Below are 25,405 nucleotides of genomic sequence, written 5' to 3'. Positions count from 1 at the left end.
CGAGGACTTCCGTCATGAGCGACTCCCCCCAGGCGCTGGGCGCGCCCGCAGTCCGCCGCGAGGGCCGGGACAAGGTCACCGGCGCCGCCCGCTACGCCGCGGAGCACACCGCGCCAGGTCTTCTCCACGGCTGGATCGTCCACGCGACGGTCCCGAGCGGGCGCGTCACGGCGATCCGGACCGCCGACGCCCTGGCCGTGCCCGGGGTGCACACGGTCCTGACCCACGACAACGCGCCGCGGCTCGAGGAGCCCGACGACCCGATCCTCGCCGTGCTCCAGGACACCCGGGTGCCGCACCGGGGGTGGCCCGTCGCCCTCGTCGTGGCCGAGAGCCTGGAATCCGCGCGGGCCGGCGCGGACGCCGTACACGTCGAGTACGCCACCACCGGGCACGACGTCGTCCTCACCGCCGACCACCCCGGCCTCCACACCCCCGAAGAGGCGAACGGAGGCTACCCGGCCCTGCGTGAACGCGGCGACGCGGTGCGCGCGTTCGAGGCCGCGCCCGTGAGGATCGACGCGACCTACACCCTGCGGGGGTTGCACAACCACCCCATGGAACCGCACGCCTCCACCGCCAGGTGGGCCGACGGACACCTGACCGTCCACGACTCCAGCCAGGGATCGACCGCCGTGCGCGACAGCCTCGCCGCGGCCCTCGGGCTCGACCGGGACCGCATCACCGTCATCTCCGAACACGTCGGTGGCGGCTTCGGCTCCAAAGGCACTCCGCGCCCTCAGGCCGTCCTCGCCGCCATGGCGGCGAGGCACACCGGGCTCCCCGTCCAGCTCGCCGTGCCCCGGCGGCACATGGCGGCGATCGTCGGACACCGCGCACCCACCCTGCAACGGGTACGCCTCGGCGCCGACCGCGACGGCGTGCTCACCAGCGTCTCCCACGAGGTCGTCACGCACACCTCGCGTATCAAGGAGTTCGTCGAGCAGGCAGCCGTCCCCGCCCGCGTCATGTACGCCTCAGCCCACAGCCGCACGGAGCACCGGGTGACCGCACTCGACGTGCCCAGTCCGTCCTGGATGCGCGCCCCGGGAGAGGCCTCGGGCATGTACGCACTCGAGTCGGCCATGGACGAACTGGCATGCGCCCTCGGGATCGATCCGGTCGAGCTGCGGCTGCGCAACGAACCGCGGGCCGAACCCGACACGGGGCGTCCGTTCAGCAGCCGCAACCTCGCGGCCTGCCTGAGGGAGGGGGCCCGGCACTTCGGCTGGCACGAGCGGGACCCGCAGCCCGCCGCCCGTGAGGAGGGGCCCTGGCTGCTCGGCACCGGAGTCGCCTCGGCGACGTACCCCGTGCTCGTCTCGAAGTCGGCCGCCTCCGCGCGGGCCCTGCCGGACGGCTCCTACCGCATCGCTGTCAACGCCACCGACATCGGCACCGGTGCCCGCACCGTCCTGGCCCAGATCGCGGCGTCGGCCCTGGACACGCCCCCGGAGAAGGTGTCGATCGACATCGGCAGCAGCGATCTGCCCAGCGCGTCCGTCGCGGGCGGCTCCTCGGGGACCGCCTCCTGGGGCTCGGCCGTCCACAAGGCGGCCACCGCCCTGGTGCGCCGGCTCGCCGAGCGCACCGGGCCGCTCCCCCCGGAAGGCATCACGGTCACCGCCGATACCGGCGAGGAGACGGCGCAGGAGTCGCCGTACGCACGGCACGCCTTCGGAGCCCACTTCGCCGAGGTGGCGGTCGACTCCCTCACCGGCGAGGTGCGGACGCGCCGCCTGCTCGGCGTGTTCGCGGCCGGGCGCATCCTCAACCCCCGTACGGCGCGCTCCCAGTTCATCGGCGGCATGGTCATGGGCCTCGGCATGGCCCTCACCGAGGGCAGCACCATGGACCCGGTCTTCGGTGACTTCACGGAGCGGGACCTCGCCTCCTACCACGTGCCGTCCTGCGCGGACGTCCCGGACATCCAGGCCCACTGGATCGACGAGGACGACCCGCACCTCAACCCCATGGGCAGCAAGGGCATCGGGGAGATCGGCATCGTCGGAACGGCGGCCGCGATCGGGAACGCCGTGAGGCACGCCACCGGTGCCCGGCTGCGCGAACTCCCCCTCACCCCCGACAGGCTGCTGCCCTACCTGCCGTGACAGCCGGCTCGCGGTCCCTTCGGTTGCGCAACCGGCCCCTCCGGGTCACCCTGATGAGTGACCCAGAAGTGATCAGTGCTCACGCTTCGTGTTCGGGGGTCTTTGGTTCAACGGGGTGAAGCACGTGAGCCTCGCGATGAGGAGCCTCGACGATGACCGTTCCACTCGACCGGCACTATCTGGTCGAACTGCAGGTGTCGGCAGAGCGCATTTCCCAGTTGCGGCGCATAGTCGCCGCCCACCTCCGTCACTGGAGTCTCGATCTGCACGTCCGGCCGGTGTGCCGGGCCGCGCAGGAGCTCCTGACGAACGTCCAGCGACATGTCGGCGACGACGCCCTGTGCGTCGTCGAACTCCGCTGGACGGGCCGGCACCTGACGGTGTCGGTCGCGGACGACGATTCCCGGATGCCCCGGCTGCTCGACGGTGGCGGCGGCGGCCTCAGCCGCGTCATGGCGCTGAGCGACAGCTGGGGCACCTGCCGCACCGGCGACGGCAAGGTCGTCTGGTTCACGCGCTACGCCGAGACACCGCACACCACCGACCTGCTGCCGGACGCCCCTCTCCCCGGCGGCCGTACGTCCCTCGGCGACCCTGTGGCCGAGCTCGTGTGACGAACGGCCCGGTCCCGGCCCGGCCGGCGCGACGGCGTGCCCGCGGCACGCATGATCCGCGCCGGCCGGGTACGTGTGCGTGAGGGCCGCGTTGCGCGCCGCGGTGCGGCGCGGCACGGTCGAAGAACAACGCAAGGAGGCACTGCCATGCCCATCGCGACGGTCAATCCCGCGAACGGCGAGACGCTCAGGACATTCGACGCACTGGACGAGCAGGAGACCGAGCGCAGGCTCGCCACAGCGCACCGCGCGTTCCGCAGCTACCGCACCACCGCGTTCGCCGAGCGGGCCCGTCTGCTGAACAGGGCCGCCGACCTCCTGGACGAGGACCAGCAGGACATCGCCCGCACGATGACCACCGAGATGGGCAAGCCGGTCAAGGCCGCCCGTGCCGAGGCGGCCAAGTGCGCCAAGGCGATGCGCTGGTACGCGGCCAACGCGGAACGCCTGCTCGCCGACGAACACCCGGACGAGGCGGACGTCAAGGACTCCGGGGCCACCCGCGCCCGGGTGCACTACCGGCCGATGGGCGTCGTGCTCGCCGTGATGCCGTGGAACTTCCCGCTCTGGCAGGTCATGCGCTTCGCCGCACCCGCGCTCATGGCCGGCAACACCGGCCTGCTCAAGCACGCCTCGAACGTGCCGCAGACCGCCCTGTACATCGAGGACCTGTTCACCAGGGCCGGCTTCCCGGCCGGCTGCTTCCAGACCCTCCTCATCGGCTCGGGCGCCGTCGAGGCGCTCCTGCGCGACCCGAGGGTCGCCGCGGCGACCCTCACCGGCAGCGAACCGGCCGGCCGCGCGGTCGCCTCCGTCGCGGGCGACGAGGTGAAGCGGACGGTACTGGAGCTGGGCGGCAGCGACCCGTACATCGTCCTGCCCTCCGCGGACGTCGGGAAGGCCGCCGAGACCGCGGTCACCGCCCGCGTCCAGAACAACGGCCAGTCCTGTATCGCCGCCAAACGCTTCATCGTCCACACGGACGTCTACGACGCGTTCGCCGAGCGCTTCACCGCCGGCATGAGCGCCCTGACCGTCGGCGACCCCATGGACGAGACGACCGACGTCGGGCCGCTCTCCAGCGAACAGGGCCGCACCGACCTGGAGGAACTCGTCGGGGACGCCCTCGACCGGGGTGCCACCGCGGTGTGCGGCGGACGGCGACCCGACGGCCTGGCCCGCGGCTGGTACTACGAGCCCACCGTCCTCACCGGGGTCACCCCGGACATGCGCGTCCACCGAGAGGAGACGTTCGGTCCGGTGGCGACGCTCTACCGGGTGGCGGACCTCGACGAGGCGTTGGAACTGGCCAACGACACCCGGTTCGGACTCAGCTCCAACGTCTGGACGCGTGACGAGGCGGAGATGAGCCGCTGTGTGCGCGACCTCGAGGCCGGCGGCGTCTTCTTCAACGGCATGACGGCTTCCCACCCCGCTCTGCCGTTCGGTGGCGTGAAGCGCTCCGGCTACGGACGCGAGCTGGCAGGACACGGCATCCGCGAGTTCTGCAACGCCACCACCGTCTGGTACGGACCCGGCCCGGACGCCCGATAGTCACGCCCCTGGGAGACCCTTCATGACCGACGCCCCAACTCCGTCCGGGGCTTCCGCCCTCTCCGACACCGAGCTCGCGGCGCTCGACGCGCACTGGCGCGCGGCCAACTACCTGGCGGTCGGCCAGATCTACCTGATGGCCAACCCCCTGCTGGAGGAGCCGCTGGCCCCCGAGCACATCAAACCGCGCCTGCTCGGCCACTGGGGGACCTCGCCCGGGCTGAACCTCGTCCACACGCATCTCAACCGGATCGTCAAGGCACAGAAGCGGGAGGTGCTCTGCGTCTGGGGGCCCGGCCACGGCGGCCCCGCTGTCCTCGCCAACTCCTGGCTGGAGGGCAGCTATTCGGAGACCTATCCCGATATCAGCCGTGACCGGGCCGGCATGGGAGCCCTGTTCAAGCAGTTCTCCTTCCCCGGCGGTGTGCCCAGCCATGTGGCGCCGGAGACCCCGGGCTCCATCCATGAGGGCGGCGAGCTGGGATACGCCCTCACCCACGCCTACGGAGCGGCCTTCGACCACCCGGATCTGCTGGTCGCCTGTGTCGTGGGGGACGGCGAGGCGGAGACGGGGCCGCTCGCCGCGTCCTGGCACTCCAACAAGTTCCTCGACCCCGTGCACGACGGGGCCGTCCTCCCCATCCTGCATCTCAACGGATACAAGATCGCGAATCCGACGGTGCTCGCCCGGCTGCCCGAGGACGAACTCGACGCGCTGCTCCGCGGATACGGCCACGATCCCCTCTACGTCGAAGGGGACGAGCCGGCCGCGGTCCATCGCGCACTCGCCGCCGCCATGGACCGTGCCGTCGACCGCATCGGCGCATACCAGCGCGCCGCCCGTACCGGGGAGACCTCCGCGCGTCCCCGCTGGCCGATGATCGTGCTGCGCACGCCGAAGGGGTGGACCGGTCCGAAGGAGGTCGACGGACTCCCGGTCGAGAACACCTGGCGGGCCCACCAGGTCCCGCTGGCCGGGGTCCGGGACAACGCCGACCACCTGCGCCGCCTCGAGGAGTGGATGCGCTCGTACCGGCCCCGGGAACTCTTCGACTCCGAGGGCAGGCCCACCGCGCAGGTCCTCGACTGCGTCCCGGAGGGGGCCGCCCGGCTCGGCTCGACGCCGTACGCCAACGGCGGGCTGCTCCTGCGGGACCTGCCCCTGCCTCCTCTGGAGGACCACGCCGTGCGGGTCGACAAGCCGGGGACCGGCCTGCACGAGCCCACCCGGATCCTGGGCGGCCTGCTCGAGGACGTCATGGCGGCCACGGCCGGCCGCAGGGACTTCCGGGTGGTGGGCCCCGACGAGACCGAGTCGAACCGGCTGGGTGCCCTCTACGGGACCACCGGAAAGGCGTGGCAGGCGGAGGTCCTGCCGACCGACGAGCATCTGGCCCACGACGGCCGGGTGATGGAGGTGCTCTCGGAACACCTCTGTCAGGGCTGGCTGGAGGGGTACCTCCTCACCGGGCGGCACGGCTTGTTCTCCTCGTACGAGGCGTTCGCGCACATCGTCGACTCCATGGTCAACCAGCACATCAAGTGGCTGCGCACCTCACGGCGGCTGCACTGGCGCGCGCCCGTCGCCTCTCTGAACTACCTGCTCACCTCGCACGTCTGGCGTCAGGACCACAACGGCTTCTCGCACCAGGATCCCGGCTTCGTCGACCACATCCTCAACAAGAGTCCCGAGGTGGTCCGGGTGTACCTGCCGCCGGACGCCAACACCCTGCTGTCCACCGCCGACCACGTGCTGCGCAGCCGCGACTACGTCAACGTGATCGTCGCGGGCAAGCAGCCCGGCTTCGACTGGCTCACCCTCGACGAGGCCCGCGCGCACTGTGCCCGAGGTGCCGGGGTGTGGGAATGGGCCGGCACCGAGGACGGCAGCCGGGAACCGGACGTCGTCCTCGCCTGCGCCGGAGACGTGCCCACCCTGGAGACGATGGCCGCGGCCCAGCTGCTGAGGCGTCACCTTCCGGAACTCGCCGTCCGCGTGGTGAACGTGGTCGACATGACCAGGCTGCTGCCGCACGAGGAGCACCCGCACGGGATGCCGGACGCGGAGTACGACGCGCTCTTCACCCGGGACAAGCCGGTGATCTTCGCTTACCACGGCTACCCCTGGCTGGTGCACCGTCTCGCGTACCGGCGCGCCGGACACGCACATCTGCATGTCCGGGGCTACAAGGAGGAGGGGACCACCACCACGCCGTTCGACATGGTGGTCCGCAACGACCTCGACCGCTATCGGCTCGTCATGGACGTGGTCGACCGGGTGCCCGGCCTGGGAGTCCGCGCCGTCGCCGTCCGGCAGGCGATGGCGGACGCCCGCACACGCCACCACGACTGGATCCGGGAACACGGCACGGACCTGCCCGAGGTCGCCGACTGGTCCTGGGAGGGCTGAGGACCGGCGGGTCCACTCCTGCGGCGCGCTCCGGCCGGCCCGCTCCCGCGGGCCGGCCGGAGCGCGCCGGGCTGACGTGCGTGGTGCGAGCGCTCAGCTCACGGTCGTCCGGAGGACCGGTGAGACCGCGCCGCCGCCGACGATCCTGAGGGAGTTCTCGCCCCTCATGCCCAGCTTCACCCGCAGGCTGTACTCGCCGGAGCGGGCGGTCCTCATCGTGGCGGGCAGGGTCACCCAGCGTTCGCCCTGCTTCTGCTGCAGGGAGACCGGAGTGCCGGAGCCGACGTTGCGGGCGGCGCCGTGGATGCGGAACTCCTCCCAGGCCGCCACGTGGCGCGCGGTCGCGTGCGCGGAGAGGGCGGGCCGCTCGGCCAGGTCCCGGGCGCGTTCTCCTGAGGGCGGTGCGGGGACACCGGATGACGCCGAGGCCCCGCCCACCGCGCCGGCCAGTGCCGTCGCCGTCAGCAGGACTGCGGCCGACGCGCGCCTGAATCGGTCCATGAATGGCTCTCCTTCGTGCACGCCGTGGTCACCGGGATCCACGCGTGTGATCGAGTTCGGAGCGCCAAACCTAGACAATATTCACATAATATCCACGCAGGGACACGCGGTCAGAAGCGCAGAGCCGCCGCGATCCGGCCGTTGCCGACGAGGGAGTCGTCCGCGACGAACACGACTTCGCCACCGTTGTCCAGAACCGTCTCGATGAGCTCGTCCACGATGTCCTCGCGGATCCCGCTGTCCTCCGGTGTCACGTCGGCCGGGTCCACGGCCTTCAGGTGGTTGTCGGTGAGTCTGACCGTCTGCTGGAAGTGCTCCTCGACCGCGACGAGGGCGACACGGCTCTCCCGGGCGGCAGTCCAGACCTCGTCGAGGCCGCCCGTGAAGGACTTGGCGCCACGTGCGGTGTCCAGCCTCGCCCGGACGGCGGCGTCCTTCTGATCACGCCAGTCGTCCAGTGCGGCCTTCAGCTCCCTGGCCAGCTCGGGCGCGGTCGTCTCCGCGGTGGTTCCCTTCGGGACCTTGCAGGCGGCCGACTTGGCGCACTCCCCGACGTCCTCGAGCAGGGAGAGGGCCTGCGGCAGTCCCACCAGGAACAGTGGCCGGGGGTCGGCGCTCAGGACGCCTCGCAGCTTGCCGTCCACCGTGCGGAAGAAGCTGCGGGTGTCCTCGCTGGAGTAGATGCTCGGAGCGCCTCCGCTCCGCGCCTGACGCTCCGGGTCGAAGTTCTCGTGCGGAGGGCTCAGCGGGAAACCGCGCCGGTCCTCCGCGCGCAGTGCCTCGTCCGTGCCCGACCAGAGCGCCGCGTGTTCGGCCGAGACGCTGAGCACCCAGAACAGGTGGGCCCCGGCTTTGGCCGCGACCAGGTTGCGCGTGAGGTAGGAGTCGCTCAGGACGACGCGCTCGGGGGCCGTGCGGGGCAACTGCCAGATCTGGTACTCGTCCGCGTCGGCCAGGATGACCAGCGAATCCAGGGTGCGTCGCTGATCGATGTCGGCGACCGCGCGGTCCAACTGCGCCTTCACGGCCTTCTGTGCCTCATGGGTCACCCGGGGATCGGCTTCCAGCCGGTTGCCGGCCTCGGCCACGAGGTTCCGCAGCCGTACGGCGTCCTGGGCGTTGTCCGGCGCCCGGCGGTGGGTCGGCATCGTCAGGGACAGGGCCGGGTACGGCCTGGTCGCGCGAAGTTCCTGCAGCAGGCCGGGCGTCAGGGCGTCCGTATCCATCGTTCCCTCCCGGAGGGTTCGGGGTCCGCGGTGCTGGAGCCGCCCCTGAGAGCGGGACGGGTCGTTCGACGAGTCAATTCATACCTTTTGATCCTAATATGGGCGAATTATTGCCTGGCTCTCCCGGAGGTGCATGAGATGTCCACGCTCACTGTGTGGAAGTTCCAGACGGCCGAGGGTGCGGAGAACGTGGAGGCGGCCCTGAAATCCCTCCAGAAGGAAGGACTGGTCAGGATCCTCGACGCCGCCGTCGTGACCTGGCCGGCCGAGCGCTCGAAGCCGAAGACCAAGCAACTGATCAACCTCGTCGGCGCGGGCGCGCTGAGCGGGACCTTCTGGGGCATGCTCTTCGGCCTCATCTTCCTGATGCCGCTGCTGGGCGCGGCCATCGGCGCCGCGGCCGGGGCGCTGGGCGGAAGGCTCGCCGACGTGGGCATCGACGACGACTTCATCGCCGAGGTGAAGCAGAAGGTGACCCCCGGGACGTCGGCGCTCTTCCTGCTCACCCTCGCCGAGGTGCCGAGTCGTATCAGTGAGTCGCTGCCCGGCGGAGGCGCCGAGCTGCTGCACAGCAACCTCGACACGGAGCGTGAGGCCAGACTGCGCGAGATCTTCGGCGACGAGGCGGAATGACGGGGGAGGGGCCGCCCGGCGAGGGGCGTACCGGCGGGCCCGCACGGTATCCGGCAGGGGCCGGGTGAGCGCGGCCGAGGCCGTCACGGACGCGCTGCGCGATCTGCACGGGCGCTTCGTCGGCGTACGCGAGGGCAGGCGAGCCGACTACATCCCGGAGTTGGCCCGGTCCGACCCCGACGACTTCGGTCTCGCCCTCGTCAGCATGGACGGGCACGCCTACAGCGCGGGCGCGGCGGACACCCCCTTCACCGTGCAGTCGGTGTCCAAACCGTTCGTCTACGCACTCGCGCTCGCCTCGCTCGGTCTGGAGGAGGTGAGCCGCTGGGTGGGCGCCGAACCGAGCGGTGAGGCCTTCAACGCCATCAGCCTGGAGCCCGGCACCGGGAGGCCGGCCAACGCGATGGTCAACGCCGGCGCCATCGTCACCACAGCCCTGGTCCCCGACAGCCGCGAGGCGCCCGCCTTCGACCGCATCCTGACCTGCCTGAGCCGGTTCGCCGGGCGTCGACTGGATGTCGACGAGGACGTGTACGGCTCCGAGGCCGCCACCGGGGACCGCAACCGGGCGCTCGCCTATCTGATCCGCAGTGCGGGGTCCCTGCCCGTCGACCCGGTGGCCGCCGTGGACACCTACTTCCGGCAGTGCGCGGTGCGGGCCACCGCCGTCGACCTGGCCGTGATGGCCGCCACCCTGGCGCACGGCGGGGTCAATCCGGTGACCGGGGAGCGGGTCGTCTCCCCGGAGGTCGCCGCCCAGGTCCTCGCGGTCATGGCGACCTGCGGGATGTACGACGCCTCCGGCGACTGGCTGCTGAGGGTGGGCCTGCCCGCCAAGAGCGGTGTCTCGGGCGGTCTGATCGCCGCCGGCCCGGCCCGCTTCGGCCTGGCCGCCTACAGTCCGCTGCTGGACGCCGCGGGCACGTCGGTGCGCGGCCACGCCGCGCTGGGCGCGCTCTCGGAGCGTCTCGGCCTCCACCTGATGAGGAACCCGGCGCTGCCCGGCTCCACCGTCACCCTCGTCACCACCGCGGACGTGCTGCCCTCGGCACCGTCCGCGCGGCGGGAGCGCGCACTGCACGAACGTGTGGGTGTCGTCGCCGCCCAGGGGGCCCTCGACTTCACCGCCGCCGAACGGGTCCTGTACGCACTGGACGAGTCGGGCCCGGAGCGGGCCGGTCCGGTCGTCCTCGACCTGCGTGAGGTGACCGGCGCCGACTCGGTCGCCCTCGCCCTGCTGCACGCCGGCCTGTCGCGCCTCGCCCGGGACGGCAGGCGCGCGGCCGTCGTCGACCCGGGCGACCGGCTCGGCCCGCCGGACCTGGTCCGCGAGCGCACCGGCCAGGACCTGCCGCGCTTCGGCTCCCGGAAGGAGGCCGCCGAGCACTGCGCGCAGGCCGTGGCCGCAGAGGGCTGACCCCTACCAGATGGCCTCGACCCACTCGGGGTGGTCGATGAACGGGTTCCGGTTGTGCTGGTAGCGGTCGAATATGACCTGGTTGCGGTTCTGTTCGAAGCTGTCCGGCGGGTCTTCCTGGTTCCACTGCTTCAGCACGGAGATCCGCCCGATGTTCGGGGCGGACCCGTTGCTCACGCTGTCGTTCGGCTCCAGGTCGGCGAAGGAGTCCTCGCCCTCGTACCGCACCGCCATGTAGAGGATCATGCGGGCCACATCGCCCTTGACCGCGTCGCGCGGTTCGAAGGAGTCGCCGTCGGTGTAGTTGCCGGGCGCCCCCGGGACGGTGCCGCCACCGTTGTCGAAGTCCTTGTTGCCCCGGATGGAGTTGACCTGGACGTCCTCCGGGCGCAGGTGGTGGATGTCGGTCCCCGGGCCGGTCGCGGTGCCGAAGTCGCCATGGGACTTGGCCCAGACGTGCTCCCGGTTCCAGTCGCCGGTATCGCCGCCGTTGTCGCTCTTGGACTGGGAGCGGCCGGTGTAGAGCAGGATGACGTTGGACGGATCGGCGGGGTCCTCGTCCGTCGCCTTGAGCGCGTCCCAGACCTGGCTGTAGGAAAGGGCCGTCTGCTCGCTGATGATCGTGTGCAGGGAACTCTTGAGCGCCGCGCCCGTCCTGCCCAGGGCGTCCTTGTAGTAGGTGTCGTCGGGAGCGGCGGCCGGGGACGCCGCGGGGGTGACGGCGGGCGCGGTGGACGCGACGCCGGTGAGAAGGGCGATCGAAGCGGCTGTCGCGAGTAGTGGACGCGCGTAGAAACGGCGACGACTGGACATGTGGGGTTGTCCTCTCCGGGGTGCGGAACGGTGTCGTGGTGGCCGGACGTTGTCTGCTCGGTCGAGAGGCTTCCACACGCACGGTGCCGGTCGCGTGAACGTTGCGTATTCATCATGTGCAGGTCAAGTGACGGGCTCGTCCGCCGTCTCCGGGGCATCGGATGCGCGGATGCCGCCCCGGCGCGAGAATTGCCGCAAGGACGAGGAGGCGGCATGAGCGAAGAGTCCGAATCCGTATCCGTATCCGTGCCGGAAGTGCGGGGGGTGACCCCTGACCGCCTGCTGCACACCGGCGGCAACGACCAGCCCACCGCGGAGGACCTGGTGCTCGCCTCCGGGCGGGATCTGACCCCCGAGAGTCTGCAGTGGGCAGAGCGCCGACTGTCCGAGGAGGGCCGGTCGGCCATGGACAAGCGGCTCCCGTAGTGCCTGCGGGACACCCCCGGGGCGGGGAGCGTGCGGGGCGCTCCCCGCCACTCGGTTAGCCTGAACGGAATATGAACCGTTTGACGACGTCACAGGGCGAATTCGACCTCGCTCGCTTTCCCGAGAACCCCCGCGACCCGCTCCGTGCGTGGGACGCCGCCGACGAGTACCTGCTGCGGAGGCTGGACGGGGCGGAGGGGAGCGAGCCGGTCCGTCCCGCCGGCACCGTGGCCGTGGTGGGTGACCGCTGGGGTGCCCTCACCACCGCGCTGGCGGCGCACAGCCCGGTCCAGATCACCGATTCGTATCTGGCCCGGCGCGCCACCCTCGCGAATCTGGCCCGGAACGGTGCCGCGCCTGACTCGGTGCGCGTGTTGTCGGTACGTGACGCACCGCCGGAGCGGGTGGACCTGCTGCTCGTGCGGGTACCCAAGAGCCTCGCGCTCCTGGAGGACCAGCTCCACAGGCTCGCGCCCGCCGTGCACGCCGGGACCGTCGTCATCGGTACCGGCATGGTGAAGGAGATCCACACCTCCACGCTCAAGCTCTTCGAGCGGATCATCGGGCCGACCCGGACGTCCCTCGCGGTGAAGAAGGCGCGGCTCATCTTCTGCACCCCGGACCCGGCCCTGCCCAGGACCCCGAGCCCTTGGCCGTACCGCTACGACCTGCCCGCCGACGTCGGCGCGGTCTCCGGCTGTACCGTGACCAACCACGCCGGGATCTTCTGCGCCGAACGCCTGGACATCGGCACCCGCTTCTTCCTGAAGCACCTGCCGGAGCGGACGGGGCCCGACCGCGTCGTCGACCTCGGATGCGGGAACGGCGTCGTGGGGACGTCGGCGGCGCTGGCCAACCCCGACGCCACGGTCACCTTCATCGACGAGTCCTACCAGGCCGTCGCCTCCGCCGAAGCGACCTTCCGCGACAACACCGGGCCGGATGCCGAGGCGGAGTTCCTGGTCGCCGACGGGATGGCGGACACGCCCCCGGGGAGCGTGGACCTGGTCCTCAGCAACCCGCCGTTCCACTCGCACCAGGCGGTCACCGACGCCACGGCCCGCACCATGTTCCACGGAGCACGAGCCGCGCTGCGCCAGGGCGGGGAGCTGTGGGTCGTCGGCAACCGGCACCTCGGGTACCACACCCAGCTGCGCAGGATCTTCGGCAACTGCGTCACCGTCGCCGGTGACCCGAAGTTCGTGGTCCTGCGAGCCGTCAAACGCTGACCCCGCACCGGAGGAGGCCCCGGCCCGGCCGGCCGTGCAGCCGGTCCGCCCCGTACGGACTCCGCGGTCAGGCAGCCATACTGGACGGGCCGGGGAGGGCGCAGCAGAAGCAGCGAGCAGTCAGACTTACGGGGGCGACAACAGTCGATGGCGGACACCACGCTGATCCAGAGCCGGTACCGGCTGCTCGACCTGATCGGGCGCGGAGGCATGGGCGAGGTGTGGCGTGCGCGCGACGAATCGCTGGGCAGGCAGGTGGCCGTCAAGTGTCTGAAACCCATGGGGCCGCAGCACGATCAGGCCTTCACGCGCATACTGCGCGAGCGTTTCCGCAGAGAGGCACGGGTGGCCGCGGCGCTCCAGCACCGCGGTGTCACCGTCGTCCACGACTTCGGTGAGTCGGACGGTGTCCTCTACCTCGTGATGGAACTCCTGGAGGGACGCAACCTCAGCCAGCTCCTGGAGGACAACAAGCAGCACCCGCTCCCGGTGGCCGACGTCGTCGACATAGCCGAGCAGGTCGCCGACGCCCTCGGTTACACCCACCAGCAGGGGATCGTCCATCGTGACCTCAAGCCCGCCAACATCATGCGGCTCCACGACGGCGCCGTGAAGATCTGCGACTTCGGGATCGCCAGGCTCGGCCGCGACGTCGGCGCCAGCTCCCGCCTCACCGGGACCGGCATCGCCATGGGAACCCCCCACTACATGTCGCCCGAGCAGATCAGCGGAGGGGAGGTCGACCACCGCAGCGATCTCTACTCCCTGGGTTGTGTGCTGTACGAGATCGCCACGGGAGTACCGCCGTTCGACATGGACGATTCCTGGGCCGTGCTCGTCGGACACCGCGACACCGTTCCCGAGCCGCCGCGCACCCACCGCGCCGAACTCCCGGGCTTCTTCGACGAGGTCGTCCTGGAACTGCTGGCGAAGTCGCCCGGTGAGCGCCCGGCCGACGCCGGCGACCTGCGCCGTCGCATCTCGCTCGGGCGCACGGGGGAGCAGTCGGCAACCGGACGGGTCCGGCTCGTCCCACCCGTGCCCGTCCAGCGTCCTGGCACCGGAGAACTCCCCTCCTGGACGCGCGACATGACCATCGGTCACCGGGCCGCCGGCGCCCGGCACCCCGGGACAGCCGCCATCGACCAGGCGGCGGCGCTGACCGGCGCGTGGACCACCGGTGCCGGCCAGGTGCTCACCGGCGGAGTCCCTCCCACGGGTCCGGGCCTCCGCCCCACCCCCTCGCCCGACCTGTTGGGCACCCTGGCAGGCCGTCACAGCGCCGGACTCGACCTCGGGCGCCTCGGCCACTGGGAGGAGGCGGGCGAGGTGCACCGCGCGGTGGCCGCCGAACGCGCACGCGCGCTCGGCCCCGGTCACCCCGACACCCTCGCCAGCAGGTACGAGGTCGCGTTCACCCTCAGCCGCACCGGACGCGCGGCGGAGGCGCTGCAGGAGTTCGCGCAGGTCGCCGACGGTCGCGAACGCGCCCTGGGCCCCGACCACCCCGAGACGCTGGCGGCCCGGCAGGAGACGGCGTACGTCCTCGGCCAGCTCGACCGCCACTTCGAGGCCCACCAGGTCTACGCCGCGGTGCTCGCCTCGCGGGAGCGCTCGATGGGGCCCGACCACCCCGACACCCTGCGCTGCCGCCACAACCTCGCCTTCAACCTCAGCAGACTCGGCCGCCTCGAGGACTCCTACCGCGTGGCCCGGGAGGTGGCGGACGCCCGAGGCCGGCTGCTCGGCGCGACGCATCCGGACACGCTGGTCACGCTGTACGAAGTGGCCTACGCGCTGGGCCGGCTCGACCGCTGGGCCGAGGCCCTGCAGACCTACCGCGAAGTGGCGCAGGCCCGCGCCGCCGTGCTGGGCCCCGACCACCCCGACACGCTGTCCGCACGGTACGAGGTGGGCATCAGCCTCGGCAGACTCGGACGCAGCGCCGAGGCCCTCGAGCTCTATCGCGCCCTGGCCGAGGACCGCGCCCGGGTCAGCGGGCCCTCCGCCCCCGAGACGCTGCGCGCCCGGCACGGGCTCGGCGTCAACCTGGGGCGGATGGCGCGCTGGGACGAGGCGCTCGCCGAGTCGCGCGAGGTGTGCGCACTGCGGGAACGCGTCCTGGGGCCCGACCACCCCGACACCCTCGTCAGCCGCCGCGAGGTCGCCGTCGGGCTGGGCTGGCTCGGCCGCTGGGATGATGCGCTCACCGAGTACCGCGCGGTCGCCGTCACCCGCGAACGGGTCCTGGGGCCCGGCCATCCCGACACCCTCGCGAGCCGCAACGACGAGGCGCACTGCCTGGAACAGCTCGGACGCGGCACGGAGGCGGTGGACCTCTACCGGCGCGTCGCCGACCTGCGCCGACGACGCGGGATCCCTCCGGACCAGGAGCGGGACGGGGCCGTGTGAGCCCACGGGCCGTCAGGCCAGGCCGGCCCTGACGCGGTAGAGGTCACGCAGCAACGCGATCTCCGCTCCGTGGTGCAGCAGTTCCTGGTTGACCCACCAGACGGTGACCAGGAAGGGGTCCTCCGGGTCACTGCCGTACGGATAGGTGCTGTAGCCGACCGTGTCGAGCGCGGCGTCGTCGGCCCCGGCCAGCGCCGCACGCCAGGAGGCCGCCGAGGCGTCGAAGTCCGCGAGCGCCGCCGCCGCGTCCCCCGCCACGCGGTAGTCGTCCCGGGTCAGGCTATGGGTCCCCGCCGTGTGATCGGCGCGCAGGGTCAGCAGCTCGCTGAGATGGCTCAGCCGCCACGCGAGGGTGGTGAAGGGAGGAGGCGAGGGATGCGGGAACGGTGCCGTGTCGCGCCCCCACGTCCCCGCGCCCGTCAGCCCCGCCGCACCGCGTCCGGGTCCCGAACCGTGCGGACGGACCGACCAGCAACCCGGCACCGGCTCCCACAGGTATTCCTCGTCGGTCAGCGGGAGCACCTCCACGTCCGTGCCGTTGCCGCTGTCCACGAACGGACCCCCGAGCCGTCGGGTGAGCCGTTCACGCGCCCAGTCGAACTGTTCCAGCAAAGGGATCATGCGTGCCGGGGTGTCCATGGATGCTCCTGTGACAGGCGTGAAAAGACGCGGTCTCGGCCAACACCCTGCCACAGCCGTCACCGGGCACCCCAGCGGTTTCCGGCGGCCACCACCCCGTGAGCGTGAGCCGCGCCCCCTGTCCGGCAGCGAGGATCCCGTGTTACGAAGGGGCATGCCCGCTGACGAGACGTCCTCACCCGGCGCCCCCGCGCGCGCCGCCTACGACACGGTGATCGTCGGCGGCGGCCACAACGGCCTGGTCGCCGCCGCCTACCTCGCCCGAGCCGGCCGGTCCGTACTCGTCCTGGAACGACTCGGCGGCACCGGGGGAGCGGCGGTGTCGACCCGGCCCTTCGACGGGATCGACGCCAGGCTCTCCCGTTACTCCTACCTCGTCTCACTCCTCCCGCAGAAGATCGTCCGCGAGCTGGGTCTCGACTTCGCCGTACGCAGGCGCACGATCTCCTCGTACACGCCCGCCGTACGCGGCGGGCGGCCCACCGGGCTGCTCGTCGGCGGCGACGGCACCCGGGAGTCCTTCGCCGCGCTCACCGGGGACAGCCGGGAGTACGACGCCTGGCAGCGGTTCTACGGGATGACGGGCGCAGTGGCCGAGCGGGTGTTCCCCACCCTCACCGAACCCCTGCCCGCCCGCGAGGAACTACGGGCGCGGGTCGACGACGCGGACGCCTGGCGCATGCTGTTCGAGGAACCCATCGGCGTCGCCGTCGAGGAGAACTTCGCCGACGACCTCGTGCGCGGAGTCGTGCTCACCGACGCGCTCATCGGCACCTTCGCCGACGCCCACGAACCGTCCCTGATCCAGAACCGCTGCTTCCTCTACCACGTGATCGGCAACTCCACGGGAGACTGGGACGTCCCGGTCGGCGGCATGGGCGCGCTCACCGACGCCCTGGCCGACGCGGCCCGCGCCGCCGGTGCCGAGATCCGGGTCCTGCACGAGGCCACCCGCATCGAGACCGACGGCACCCGCGCCGAGGTCACCGTCCGCACATCCGAAGGCGAACGTGTCGTCGGCGCGGGCCAAGTGCTCGTCAACGCCTCGCCGCAGACACTGGCCGCGCTCCTCGGGGAGGAGCCGCCCACCCCGGCCGAGGGCGCCCAGCTGAAGGTGAACATGCTGCTCACCCGGCTGCCGAGGCTCCGCGACCGTTCCGTCGACCCGCGCCAGGCGTTCGCCGGAACCTTTCACATCGCCGAGGGTTACGAACAACTGGCCGTGGCCCATCGCGAGGCGGCTGCAGGACGACTACCGGGCGCCCCGCCCTCCGAGATCTACTGCCACTCCCTGACCGATCCGTCGATCCTCGGTCCCGGTCTCGCCGCCCGCGGCTACCAGACCCTCACCCTCTTCGGCCTCCACACCCCCGCCCGGCTCTTCACGACGGACAACGAGACCACCCGCACCACGCTGCTCGCGGCCACCCTGGCCGAACTCGACGCCCATCTCGAGGAGCCGGTCACCGAGTGCCTGGCCCTCGACGCCGACGGCCGGCCGTGCATCGAGGCCAGGACGCCCCTCGATCTCGAGCGTGACCTGGGGCTTCCCGGCGGCCACATCTTCCACCGGGACCTCGCCTTCCCCTACGCCACCGCGGAGACGGGCCGCTGGGGCGTAGAGACCGCTCACGCCAACGTCCTGCTCTGCGGGGCGGGCGCGGTGCGCGGTGGCGGGGTCAGCGGTGTTCCCGGCCACAACGCCGCCATGGCGGCGCTGGGCCGGTGACCACCGTTCCTGCCGGCCGAACACCTCGCTCAGCGCACTGAGCGCGCGCGGGACGGAACCTCCCGGGTACCTCGACGACGACCTGCTGACGGATCTCCTCGCCCGCCCGCCCACCCCGGCCCGTCAGTCGCCCGCCCGGCCCGTCGGCCGCTCGCGTACATGGCGGCGAGGACGTTCCGGCACCGGCGAATGCGCCGGGAGCGGCTTCCGTCCCGGCCGGGTCCACCGCTTCGCGTTCGCGGCGGCGGGCCGTCGGCTGTCGGGGCCGGCGACGCTCCGCCCCGCCCGGCCGGTGGCCGGTACGGGGCGGAGCGCTTCGGAGGAACGGGGCGCCGAGTGCGGGCTCGGCGCATCCCGTCCCCGCCCGGCCGGACGGGGCGGAGGGGGGTGCGGGCCTCGCCGCACTCCGTGCCGGCCGAGCTCCCTCCCCACGGAAGGGAGGGGGCGAGGGTTCGTCAGGAGGCGGTGCAAGCGCCCACGACGGGCGCCGACGTGTTGCCGTTGGTGGTGACGGTGAATCCGAAGCTCGTCGAGGCGCCCGCCGCCAGCGTTCCGTTCCAGGCGGACTTGACCGTCATGACGCTGCCGGACGTGGTGGGTGTGCCGTTCCAGACGGCGGAGACCCTCTGCGGTGACGGGACGGTCACGGGTACCGTCCAGCCGGTGATGCCCGAACTGCCGGCCTTGACCGTCACCTGGCCGTTGTACCCGCCGTTCCACGTCGACGTCTGGGTGTAGACCGCTGTGCAGGCACCTGTACCGCCACCCTCGCCGCCCCCGCTCGACCCGCCGAGCGCGGCGAGCACCGCGTCGTAGGCAGGCTTCTTGTTGTAGTCACCGTCGAAGAGGAGCGGCGTGCCGCTGCTGCGCCACGAGTACTTGTCCGTGACACCCCAAACGGTGATGCCGGTGCACCGCGTGACGGCCAGGCAGGCGTTCACCACCTTGGTGTAGTTCGCCGCCTGGGCGGAGCCGGAGCCCTCGATGTCGAGCTCGGTGATCTGCACGTCGACACCGAGATCGGCGAAGCGCTGCAGGTTAACCTGGAAATCCGAGGGGACGGGCGAGTTGCTGTTGAAGTGCGACTGGAAGCCCACGCAGTCGATCGGGACCCCGCGCTGTTTGAAGTCCTTCACCATGTCGTAGACCGCGTTGCTCTTCGCGTTCTGACCATCGGTGTTGTAGTCGTTGTAACAGAGCTTGGCGTCGGCATCGACGGTGCGAGCGGTACGGAACGCCTCCTCGATGAACCCGTTGCCGAGCTTGTCCTGGAACGGCGAACTGCGCCGCGCCCCACTGCCGCCGTCCTGATACGCCTCGTTCACCACGTCCCACGAGTCGATCTCGCCCTTGTAGTGCGTCATCACCTGGGTGATGTGGTTGTTCATCGCCGAGCGGAGGTCCGTGGCGCCCAGGCCGCTCACCCAGCCCGGAAGCTGAGAGTGCCACACCAGGGTATGACCCCTGACCTTCATGCCCTTGCTCTGCGCGTGGTCGACGATCCGGTCGGCGGCCGCGAAGTCGAACGAGTTGCGCGAGCTCTCGAGGGCGTCCCACTTCATCTCGTTCTCAGGCGTGACCGAGTCGAACTGGGCGTCCAGTGTGGATGCGTACGCCGCCTCGCCGAGGTGGTTGGCGGCCACCGCCGTACCGAAGTAGCGGCCCTTCGCGGCTGCCGCGTCACCGAGGGCGCCGACGGCCTGGGCGTTGCCGGCGAGCGCGACGACGCCGGCGGCGGCGAGGACTCCAGCGGTGAGGAAGGACAGTGCCCGTCCGGCACTGGCCGGTGGGCGGGGGCGGGCGGGGGTGCCGCCGGAGGTCTTCTGGAGCATCGCGTTTTCAGCCTCTTCTTCCGGTTGCCGGGCGTGTCGGAGAAGTCGCCCGGGCAGGGGGATGCGGAGCGTGCGAGGTGCTGTGCAGCCGACGGCGGTCGCACCAGAAGGGCTTACCTGCCGACGGGAAGACGAGCCGTGGAACAAGGGGAGCGAGGAGAGTATGCGCTCAACGGGAAGACTCGTCAACGCTACGTTTCCGAAACATTTCCGAGCTAACTAGCGCTCACCTGAGGGGAGTTGATCGCCTGGCCTGCGAATTGAGCGGAGCTGTGGCGCGATGCCGGACCAGCCGTCGGGGCACTCCCCGAGCTGAGTGGGAGTGCGACGAAAGTCATTCAGTAAAATGGTCGAAAGTTTCGTGAGCTTTCATGGGCTCGGTCGGCTCCTGCCGGGACCGAGAGGCCGAGGGGTGCGGACCGCCGCCGGTGAGGTCCGGGCCCACCCCGCGCAGGCGTGAGGAGGTCCTCAACCGCCGATGACGGACAACCCGCGGACGACCCCGCCAGGCACGGCCACCTTGCCGGGCGTCAGATCGCTCTCACCGGCTGCGCCGTGGTGACTGCTGTGGCTGCGGTAGCTCTGCATATGTTCCGCGTCGGCCACCTTGATGTGGATGACGGGTCCGCGTTGCGCCCCGGCCGCATGCACGTGCAGGGCGGCTCTCTCCCGCGCTGCTGCCACAGTCGCAGTGCGCGGGGGCGCGCAGTCCCCTCTGCGCGCGCACGTCGAACTCGACAGCCTTGGCTGCGTTGCCCCCACGTCGACGACGTCGGCCAGCACGGTCTTCAGGAGGTCCAGCTCACGCAGTCAGGTTCAGCCTCGACGTGGCGGCGAATGCCTCGCCCGGTCTGTTCCTGTCCGCGCCGTCGCGACGCGGAGGCGTGCCAGGTCGGGAGCGGCGTCCACGCTCGCCGCTCCGGACACCGACACGCCCCACGGGGTCTCTGGGGACTGGGTTCCGTTCATGGCGGTCATCCAGCCGGCCCGGGCTGATCAGTCGGAGGAGACGGTCCATCCCGTCGCCTCGACGCGTCCCGCGTCACCGGGCCTGTTCCCGTCGAAGAGCGGACGGCCGCCGTCCTCGACCCGTACGTCGTCCACGTACGCGCCCCGGCCGACGTACGACTGGTCGGTCACGTACCGCCAGCGGAGCCGCACCTCTGTGCCCCTCCAGGCCGCCAGGTCGGCTTCGACGCGGTGCCAGACGCGCCCCGACCAGCCGGAGACCGAGCCGTCCGGGTGCGCCCGGGACTGCCCCTGCCCCTCACCCCGCGCGGGCTCGGTGGTGAACGGCACGGGCTGCCATGTCGTTCCGGAGTCCGACGAGGCCTCCAGGCGGAGGGTGTCCGAAGCCGGCTCGGTGTCCCACCAGAGGGCGCAACGGAGCGAAGGCCGGGGGGACACGGGGCGCAGCGCGGGGAGCGCGAGCGTCGCGTTCGCGCCACCGGCCATGCCGGAGAACCAGGCCGAACGGCCGCGGGCCGGACGGACGGGCACCGCGCGCGCCATCCGGTTGGCCGCAGCCACCCGGGGGGCGCTCCCCGAACGCCAGGTGCGTACCGGGTGGACGGAGTTGCCCAGAACGATCAGGAACGAGTCCGTCGTCGGATCGAGAACCAGACTCGTGCCGGTGAACCCCGTGTGCCCCGCCGTGCGCGGAGTGGCCATCGCCCCCATGTACCAGTGCTGGTAGAGCTCGAAGCCCAGGCCGTGCTCGTCGCCGGGGAAGGCGGTGTTGAAGTCGGTGAACAGCAGCTCCACGGACTCCTCGGACAGGATCCGGGACCTGCCGTAGACCCCGCCGTTGAGCAGCGTACGGGCCAGCACGGCCAGATCCCAGGCGCACGAGAAGACTCCCGCGTGGCCGGCCACCCCGCCCAGGCTGTACGCGTTCTCGTCGTGCACCTCGCCCCAGACCAGCCCGCGATCCAGGCCCGACCAGGGAAGGCGGGCGTCCTCGGTGGCCGCGATCTTCGGCTTCCATGAGGCGGGCGGGTTGTACCGCGTGCGGTGCATCCCGAGCGGAGCGGTGATCTCCTCCCGGAGCAGGGCGTCCTGGGCGCGGCCGGTGACCTTCTCCAGGATCAGCTGGAGCGAGATCAGGTTCAGGTCCGAGTAGAGGTACTTCGTGCCGGGTGGTGAGGCCGGGACCTCGTCCCAGAGGAGTTGGAGCTTCCCCTCACGGGTGGGCTCCTTGTAGAGGGGGATCCAGGACCGGAAACCCGAGGTGTGGGTGAGCAGCTGACGCACAGTCACGTCCTGCTTGCCCCCACCGGCGAAGTCGGGGAGGTAGCGGGCGGCCGGTGCCTCCAGCTCCAGCGTTCCCCGCTCGATCTGCTGAACGGCGAGGATCGAGGTGAACAGCTTGGACACCGAGGCCAGATCGAAGACCGTGTCCTCGGCCATGGCGATCTGCTCGTCCGGGGGGAACTCCACCCCGGTGTCGGTCGTCTCGTCATAGGCCGAGTAACGCACGGCCCGGCCGATCGGCCGGTGCAGGGCCACCGTGCCTCCCCGTCCGGCAAGCAGCACCGCGCCCGCGTACCAGGGATGCGCGGGGGAGTCGGTGAGGTACTTCTCCGCGTCGGCCACGAGCTGGTCGAGCTGGTCGGGCAGCAGACCCGCACGCCTGGCCGACCCGCGGCGCAGTGTCGGCCTGTCCCGCCCTGATCCCATACCCGTCCCGGTTGCCGATGCCGTACCCGGAGCTCCGCCGCCCGGGGCGTCCGCACCTCGTTCCACGCCGACGGCCACGCCTGTACCCGCGAAGGGGATCGGTGCGAGGGCGAGCGCTCCGCCCAGCGCCAGTATCCCGCCGCCCAGCCTTCGGCGGCTCATTCCCCGGCCCGACACGTCTCCGGTCATCCGGAACCCCTTCCCTCATGTCGAAAGCACCGCCGCGAAAGTAACTTTCGAAATCTCGTGCGGTGTTGAAACTTCTTGCCGAACAGAGGTTACTGTCACCACTGCCGTCCGTGGACCCCCTAGCGCCACAAAGAACCGACGTCCCGTCATGTGCCGGTGTGCCGGGGCGGTCGTCGCGCCCGCGCTCCGCACCTGCTGCCGCAGCCGCCTGGACGACGAGGCAGGCCGACAGGCCCCCAGGCCCTTGACCCCCGGCGGCCCGACACCCAGGATCACGCCATGACAGGAGTACGCAGCAGCACAGTGGACGGCCTGGTGACACGTAGCGCACGGCGCACCCCCGAGCGCGTCGCCGTACGGTACGCCGAGCGGTCCTGGACCTACGCCGCGCTGGACGAGGCGGTCAGCACGGCGGCCGCTGCGCTGACCGCCGCACACGGCCTGAGCCCCGGCGACCGGGTGGCCTGTTACGCGCACAACTCCGATGTGTACCTGATCGCCTACCTGGCCTGCGCCCGCGCCGGACTGATCCATGTGCCGGTCAACCAGAACCTCACCGGGGAGGACCTGGAGTACATCCTTCGTCAGTCCGGCAGCGCACTGGTCCTCACCGACCCGGGACTCGCGGCACGGGTCCCGGCCGGCTACCCCGTGCGGCCACTGCGCGACGCCCCGGAATCCCTCCTCGGCATGCTGGCCACCCCGCGCCCTTTCGTTCCGCCACGCGAACCGGGTGCCGAGGACCTGGTCCAACTGCTCTACACCTCCGGCACGACCGCCCAGCCCAAGGGCGCGATGATGACGCACGGCGCCCTGGTCCACGAGTACGTCAGTGCCGTCACGGCTCTCGACCTGCGCGCCGGCGACCGTCCGGTGCACTCGCTGCCGCTCTACCACTCCGCGCAGATGCATGTGTTCCTGCTGCCGTACCTCGCGGTCGGCGCCGAGAACACGATCCTCGACTCCCCGGACGCCGGCCGTATCTTCGATCTGGTCGAAGCGGGCCAGGCGGACAGCCTGTTCGCGCCCCCGACCGTCTGGATCGCACTCGCCAACCACCCGGAGTTCGCCACCCGGGAGCTCGGAGCGCTGCGCAAGGCGTACTACGGGGCGTCGATCATGCCCGTTCCCGTCCTGGAACGCCTGCGGGAGAGGCTGCCCGCGCTGGCGTTCTACAACTGTTTCGGCCAGAGCGAGATCGGACCCCTCGCCACCGTCCTCGGTCCTGACGAGCACGAAGGGAGGATGGAATCGTGCGGCCGGCCGGTGCTCTTCGTCGAGGCGAAGGTGGTCGACGAGCACGGCGAGGATGTGCCCGACGGCACGGCGGGCGAAGTGGTCTACCGCTCCCCCCAGCTGTGCCGGGGCTACTGGGACAAACCGGAGGAGAGCGCGGAGGCCTTCCGTGACGGCTGGTTCCACTCCGGCGACCTCGCCGTGCGCGACGCCGAGGGCTACTTCACAGTCGTCGACCGTGTGAAGGACGTCATCAACTCGGGAGGCGTCCTCGTAGCTTCCCGCCAGGTGGAGGATGCCCTTTACACCCATCCCGCGGTGGCCGAGGCGGCGGTGGTGGGACTGCCCGACGCGCGCTGGATCGAGGCCGTCACCGCGGTGGTGGTGCTCCGGGGCGAGGCCTCGGAATCCGAACTCATCGAGCACGCACGAGGAAAGCTCGCCCATTTCAAAGCGCCGAAGCGGGTGCTGATCGTCGGCGCACTCCCGCGCAACGCCAGCGGAAAGATTCTCAAGAGGGAGCTGCGGGACCGGTTCTCCGCTTCCAACGCACCCACGGACAGGCCGTCGGAGTCACCGGCGGACCGGACCGATCCCTGATCCCGGCCCACCGCACTCCCGGCCCGTGCTGCCAGGCCTACGGCGACCACCCGCCCGTCGTGCGTTTCCGGCGGCTCGCCGGACGAGCTGTGCCGAGGCGCTGTTAGACCATTCGCCGCCCGGGGCGCGCTGTCTGCCGTGGGCTCGTCCCGGGCTCGGTGACCTGCGTAAACGCCTGGCGCGCGACGGGCTCCGGGGTCCGGCCGGGTGACGCGCGGCGCATCGTCTCGTGTTGCGGAGGTGACGGGCTGTCGGTTGCCTCGGGAGCGGAGCACAGCAGAGGCGCCGCGCAGACCAGCCGGACCCTGCTTCCCCGGGAGGATCCTCATGCGTAACACACGTGTCTGTGCGGGTATCTGTCTGGCCGTAGGTTCCCTCGCCCTCGTGGCTCCGCCGGCAGGAGCGGCGGCCGACCCTGCCGGGGAACAGACCATTCGCATCAGCCCGGCGACGGCCTCGCCGGGCTCACAGGTCACCGTCAGCACCAGAGCCTGCGGCAAGGAGACCTACGGCAAGGGCACGTCCGAGGCAGGAGGGGCGTTCCACCTCTTCGAGGGCGACCGGGAAGGCGTGCTCGTCGGCGTGTTCTCCATCCCGGCGGGGACCCGCCCGGGTACCGACACCGTCACCGTGAAATGCCCGCCGCGGGTCAAGCTCACGGATACGTACCGCATCGTCCACCGCGTTCCCACGGGCGGGATCGACGCCGGCGTCGGGGCGCCCGCCGGGAGCAGCACGCATCTCGTCGCGGGCAGCGTGCTGCTCGCGGCGGCGGCGGCCGGGGGAGCGGTCAGAATGCGTCGCCGGAACGCCTCCGCGCGCCCCTGACCGCACGACGCGCGTCCGCGGTCCCGAAGGGATCCCGGTCGGGTGGCCTCCCGGCCGGGACCCGCCTCCGGCCGGGACCCTTGCCGGTACGGGGCCGCGGACGTCCCACACCGTCCGCCGCGGAGCAGAGGCACAACTGATGGATACCGAGCACACGACCAGCACGTCACCCCCCTCGTTCCCCGCGATCAGACACCTCGTCTGGGCCGTGGTGGCGGGTACGGCGTTGGTGCTCAGCGGCATGAGCGACGGACAGCCGCCGCTGTCTCCGGCATCCGCGCCAGCCGCCCCCGCCCAACCCCCGGAAGCCACCTGGGCGCCCGCGCC

General features: G+C 71.5%; 19 protein-coding genes. 12 read left to right on the top strand and 7 right to left on the bottom strand.

The window, feature by feature from the left end:
• Positions 1 to 14 precede the first annotated feature (14 nt).
• The 4 genes from ACHFIV_RS16760 to ACHFIV_RS16745 all read left to right on the top strand — a co-directional run bounded on the left by ACHFIV_RS16760 (position 15) and on the right by ACHFIV_RS16745 (position 6,689).
• The gene (locus ACHFIV_RS16760) at positions 15 to 2,111 is read left to right on the top strand and encodes a xanthine dehydrogenase family protein molybdopterin-binding subunit (RefSeq protein ID WP_398969035.1); all 2,097 of its coding nucleotides are present in this window, start codon (positions 15 to 17) and stop codon (positions 2,109 to 2,111) included.
• A gap of 152 nt (positions 2,112 to 2,263) precedes the next feature.
• Positions 2,264 to 2,725, top strand: a complete 462-nt coding sequence (locus ACHFIV_RS16755) for an ATP-binding protein (protein WP_398969033.1) — start codon at positions 2,264 to 2,266, stop codon at positions 2,723 to 2,725.
• Positions 2,726 to 2,872: 147 nt separating this feature from the next.
• Entirely contained in the window at positions 2,873 to 4,279 is a 1,407-nt protein-coding gene (locus tag ACHFIV_RS16750; protein ID WP_398969030.1) for an NADP-dependent succinic semialdehyde dehydrogenase, read from the top strand.
• A gap of 22 nt (positions 4,280 to 4,301) precedes the next feature.
• The gene (locus ACHFIV_RS16745; RefSeq protein WP_398969028.1) at positions 4,302 to 6,689 is read left to right on the top strand and encodes a phosphoketolase; all 2,388 of its coding nucleotides are present in this window, start codon (positions 4,302 to 4,304) and stop codon (positions 6,687 to 6,689) included.
• 93 nt (positions 6,690 to 6,782) lie between these two features.
• On the opposite strand, the gene ACHFIV_RS16740 is transcribed toward ACHFIV_RS16745, so the two are convergent.
• Together ACHFIV_RS16740 and ACHFIV_RS16735 are read right to left on the bottom strand one after the other, a co-directional pair.
• Complete coding sequence (locus ACHFIV_RS16740) at positions 6,783 to 7,190, bottom strand: hypothetical protein (RefSeq protein WP_398969025.1); 408 nt, start codon at positions 7,188 to 7,190, stop codon at positions 6,783 to 6,785.
• Between the two features lie 110 nt (positions 7,191 to 7,300).
• Positions 7,301 to 8,416 carry a baeRF3 domain-containing protein gene (locus ACHFIV_RS16735; RefSeq protein WP_398969023.1) on the bottom strand — a complete coding sequence of 372 codons (1,116 nt, stop codon included), beginning with the start codon at positions 8,414 to 8,416 and terminating at the stop codon, positions 7,301 to 7,303.
• 138 nt (positions 8,417 to 8,554) lie between these two features.
• Here ACHFIV_RS16735 and ACHFIV_RS16730 point away from each other — a divergent pair, with 138 nt between their 5' ends.
• Complete coding sequence (locus ACHFIV_RS16730; RefSeq protein ID WP_398969021.1) at positions 8,555 to 9,049, top strand: DUF1269 domain-containing protein; 495 nt, start codon at positions 8,555 to 8,557, stop codon at positions 9,047 to 9,049.
• A 64-nt stretch (positions 9,050 to 9,113) separates the two neighbouring features.
• On the top strand, positions 9,114 to 10,466 hold the full coding sequence (gene glsA, locus ACHFIV_RS16725; protein ID WP_398969019.1) for a glutaminase A: 1,353 nt from the start codon (positions 9,114 to 9,116) through the stop codon (positions 10,464 to 10,466).
• A gap of 3 nt (positions 10,467 to 10,469) precedes the next feature.
• On the opposite strand, the gene ACHFIV_RS16720 is transcribed toward glsA, so the two are convergent.
• Entirely contained in the window at positions 10,470 to 11,279 is an 810-nt protein-coding gene (locus tag ACHFIV_RS16720; protein WP_398969016.1) for an endonuclease I family protein, read from the bottom strand.
• A 213-nt stretch (positions 11,280 to 11,492) separates the two neighbouring features.
• Here ACHFIV_RS16720 and ACHFIV_RS16715 point away from each other — a divergent pair, with 213 nt between their 5' ends.
• The 3 genes from ACHFIV_RS16715 (at position 11,493) to ACHFIV_RS16705 (ending at position 15,346) form a co-directional block, all read left to right on the top strand.
• Positions 11,493 to 11,705, top strand: a complete 213-nt coding sequence (locus tag ACHFIV_RS16715; RefSeq protein WP_398969013.1) for a hypothetical protein — start codon at positions 11,493 to 11,495, stop codon at positions 11,703 to 11,705.
• A 71-nt stretch (positions 11,706 to 11,776) separates the two neighbouring features.
• Positions 11,777 to 12,934, top strand: a complete 1,158-nt coding sequence (locus ACHFIV_RS16710) for a methyltransferase (protein WP_398969010.1) — start codon at positions 11,777 to 11,779, stop codon at positions 12,932 to 12,934.
• Between the two features lie 147 nt (positions 12,935 to 13,081).
• A complete protein-coding gene (locus ACHFIV_RS16705; protein WP_398969007.1) occupies positions 13,082 to 15,346 on the top strand; it encodes a serine/threonine-protein kinase in 2,265 nt (754 codons plus the stop codon).
• Between the two features lie 12 nt (positions 15,347 to 15,358).
• On the opposite strand, the gene ACHFIV_RS16700 is transcribed toward ACHFIV_RS16705, so the two are convergent.
• Positions 15,359 to 15,985, bottom strand: coding sequence for a DinB family protein (locus tag ACHFIV_RS16700; protein WP_398969005.1), 627 nt, complete (start codon positions 15,983 to 15,985; stop codon positions 15,359 to 15,361).
• 154 nt (positions 15,986 to 16,139) lie between these two features.
• Here ACHFIV_RS16700 and ACHFIV_RS16695 point away from each other — a divergent pair, with 154 nt between their 5' ends.
• Positions 16,140 to 17,714 (top strand): phytoene desaturase family protein, encoded by a 1,575-nt coding sequence (locus ACHFIV_RS16695; RefSeq protein ID WP_398969002.1) that lies wholly within the window; start codon positions 16,140 to 16,142, stop codon positions 17,712 to 17,714.
• Between the two features lie 455 nt (positions 17,715 to 18,169).
• On the opposite strand, the gene ACHFIV_RS16690 is transcribed toward ACHFIV_RS16695, so the two are convergent.
• From ACHFIV_RS16690 to ACHFIV_RS16680, 3 genes are all read right to left on the bottom strand, one after another.
• Positions 18,170 to 19,546, bottom strand: a complete 1,377-nt coding sequence (locus ACHFIV_RS16690) for an endo-1,4-beta-xylanase (protein WP_398969000.1) — start codon at positions 19,544 to 19,546, stop codon at positions 18,170 to 18,172.
• Positions 19,547 to 20,014: 468 nt separating this feature from the next.
• The gene (locus tag ACHFIV_RS16685; protein WP_398968997.1) at positions 20,015 to 20,230 is read right to left on the bottom strand and encodes a hypothetical protein; all 216 of its coding nucleotides are present in this window, start codon (positions 20,228 to 20,230) and stop codon (positions 20,015 to 20,017) included.
• Between the two features lie 312 nt (positions 20,231 to 20,542).
• Positions 20,543 to 22,414: a serine hydrolase gene (locus tag ACHFIV_RS16680; RefSeq protein WP_398968994.1), complete on the bottom strand. Its 1,872-nt coding sequence runs from the start codon at positions 22,412 to 22,414 to the stop codon at positions 20,543 to 20,545.
• Between the two features lie 279 nt (positions 22,415 to 22,693).
• On the opposite strand from ACHFIV_RS16680, the gene ACHFIV_RS16675 reads away from it, so the two are divergent.
• Together ACHFIV_RS16675 and ACHFIV_RS16670 are read left to right on the top strand one after the other, a co-directional pair.
• A complete protein-coding gene (locus tag ACHFIV_RS16675; RefSeq protein WP_398968991.1) occupies positions 22,694 to 24,250 on the top strand; it encodes a fatty acyl-CoA synthetase in 1,557 nt (518 codons plus the stop codon).
• Positions 24,251 to 24,577: 327 nt separating this feature from the next.
• On the top strand, positions 24,578 to 25,078 hold the full coding sequence (locus tag ACHFIV_RS16670) for a sortase (RefSeq protein WP_398968988.1): 501 nt from the start codon (positions 24,578 to 24,580) through the stop codon (positions 25,076 to 25,078).
• The last annotated feature ends 327 nt before the right edge of the window (positions 25,079 to 25,405 follow it).

Origin of the sequence: Streptomyces sp. ALB3 (assembly GCF_044385685.1) — a bacterium.
GTDB lineage: Bacteria > Actinomycetota > Actinomycetes > Streptomycetales > Streptomycetaceae > Streptomyces.
Note: the sequence above shows the minus strand (reverse complement) of the source record. Positions and strands in the feature narration are given on the sequence as shown.

Excerpts from the sequence above, each read along its gene's own strand:
- ACHFIV_RS16745 (WP_398969028.1), top strand. The coding sequence starts at position 4,302 with ATGACCGACGCCCCAACTCCGTCCGGGGCTTCCGCCCTCTCCGACACC.
- ACHFIV_RS16735 (WP_398969023.1), bottom strand. The coding sequence starts at position 8,416 with ATGGATACGGACGCCCTGACGCCCGGCCTGCTGCAGGAACTTCGCGCG.
- ACHFIV_RS16750 (WP_398969030.1), top strand. The coding sequence starts at position 2,873 with ATGCCCATCGCGACGGTCAATCCCGCGAACGGCGAGACGCTCAGGACA.
- ACHFIV_RS16730 (WP_398969021.1), top strand. The coding sequence starts at position 8,555 with ATGTCCACGCTCACTGTGTGGAAGTTCCAGACGGCCGAGGGTGCGGAG.
- ACHFIV_RS16760 (WP_398969035.1), top strand. The coding sequence starts at position 15 with ATGAGCGACTCCCCCCAGGCGCTGGGCGCGCCCGCAGTCCGCCGCGAG.
- ACHFIV_RS16690 (WP_398969000.1), bottom strand. The coding sequence starts at position 19,546 with ATGCTCCAGAAGACCTCCGGCGGCACCCCCGCCCGCCCCCGCCCACCG.
- ACHFIV_RS16715 (WP_398969013.1), top strand. The coding sequence starts at position 11,493 with ATGAGCGAAGAGTCCGAATCCGTATCCGTATCCGTGCCGGAAGTGCGG.
- ACHFIV_RS16720 (WP_398969016.1), bottom strand. The coding sequence starts at position 11,279 with ATGTCCAGTCGTCGCCGTTTCTACGCGCGTCCACTACTCGCGACAGCC.
- ACHFIV_RS16675 (WP_398968991.1), top strand. The coding sequence starts at position 22,694 with ATGACAGGAGTACGCAGCAGCACAGTGGACGGCCTGGTGACACGTAGC.
- ACHFIV_RS16740 (WP_398969025.1), bottom strand. The coding sequence starts at position 7,190 with ATGGACCGATTCAGGCGCGCGTCGGCCGCAGTCCTGCTGACGGCGACG.
- ACHFIV_RS16670 (WP_398968988.1), top strand. The coding sequence starts at position 24,578 with ATGCGTAACACACGTGTCTGTGCGGGTATCTGTCTGGCCGTAGGTTCC.
- ACHFIV_RS16680 (WP_398968994.1), bottom strand. The coding sequence starts at position 22,414 with ATGACCGGAGACGTGTCGGGCCGGGGAATGAGCCGCCGAAGGCTGGGC.
- ACHFIV_RS16700 (WP_398969005.1), bottom strand. The coding sequence starts at position 15,985 with ATGGACACCCCGGCACGCATGATCCCTTTGCTGGAACAGTTCGACTGG.
- ACHFIV_RS16755 (WP_398969033.1), top strand. The coding sequence starts at position 2,264 with ATGACCGTTCCACTCGACCGGCACTATCTGGTCGAACTGCAGGTGTCG.
- ACHFIV_RS16695 (WP_398969002.1), top strand. The coding sequence starts at position 16,140 with ATGCCCGCTGACGAGACGTCCTCACCCGGCGCCCCCGCGCGCGCCGCC.
- ACHFIV_RS16710 (WP_398969010.1), top strand. The coding sequence starts at position 11,777 with ATGAACCGTTTGACGACGTCACAGGGCGAATTCGACCTCGCTCGCTTT.
- ACHFIV_RS16705 (WP_398969007.1), top strand. The coding sequence starts at position 13,082 with ATGGCGGACACCACGCTGATCCAGAGCCGGTACCGGCTGCTCGACCTG.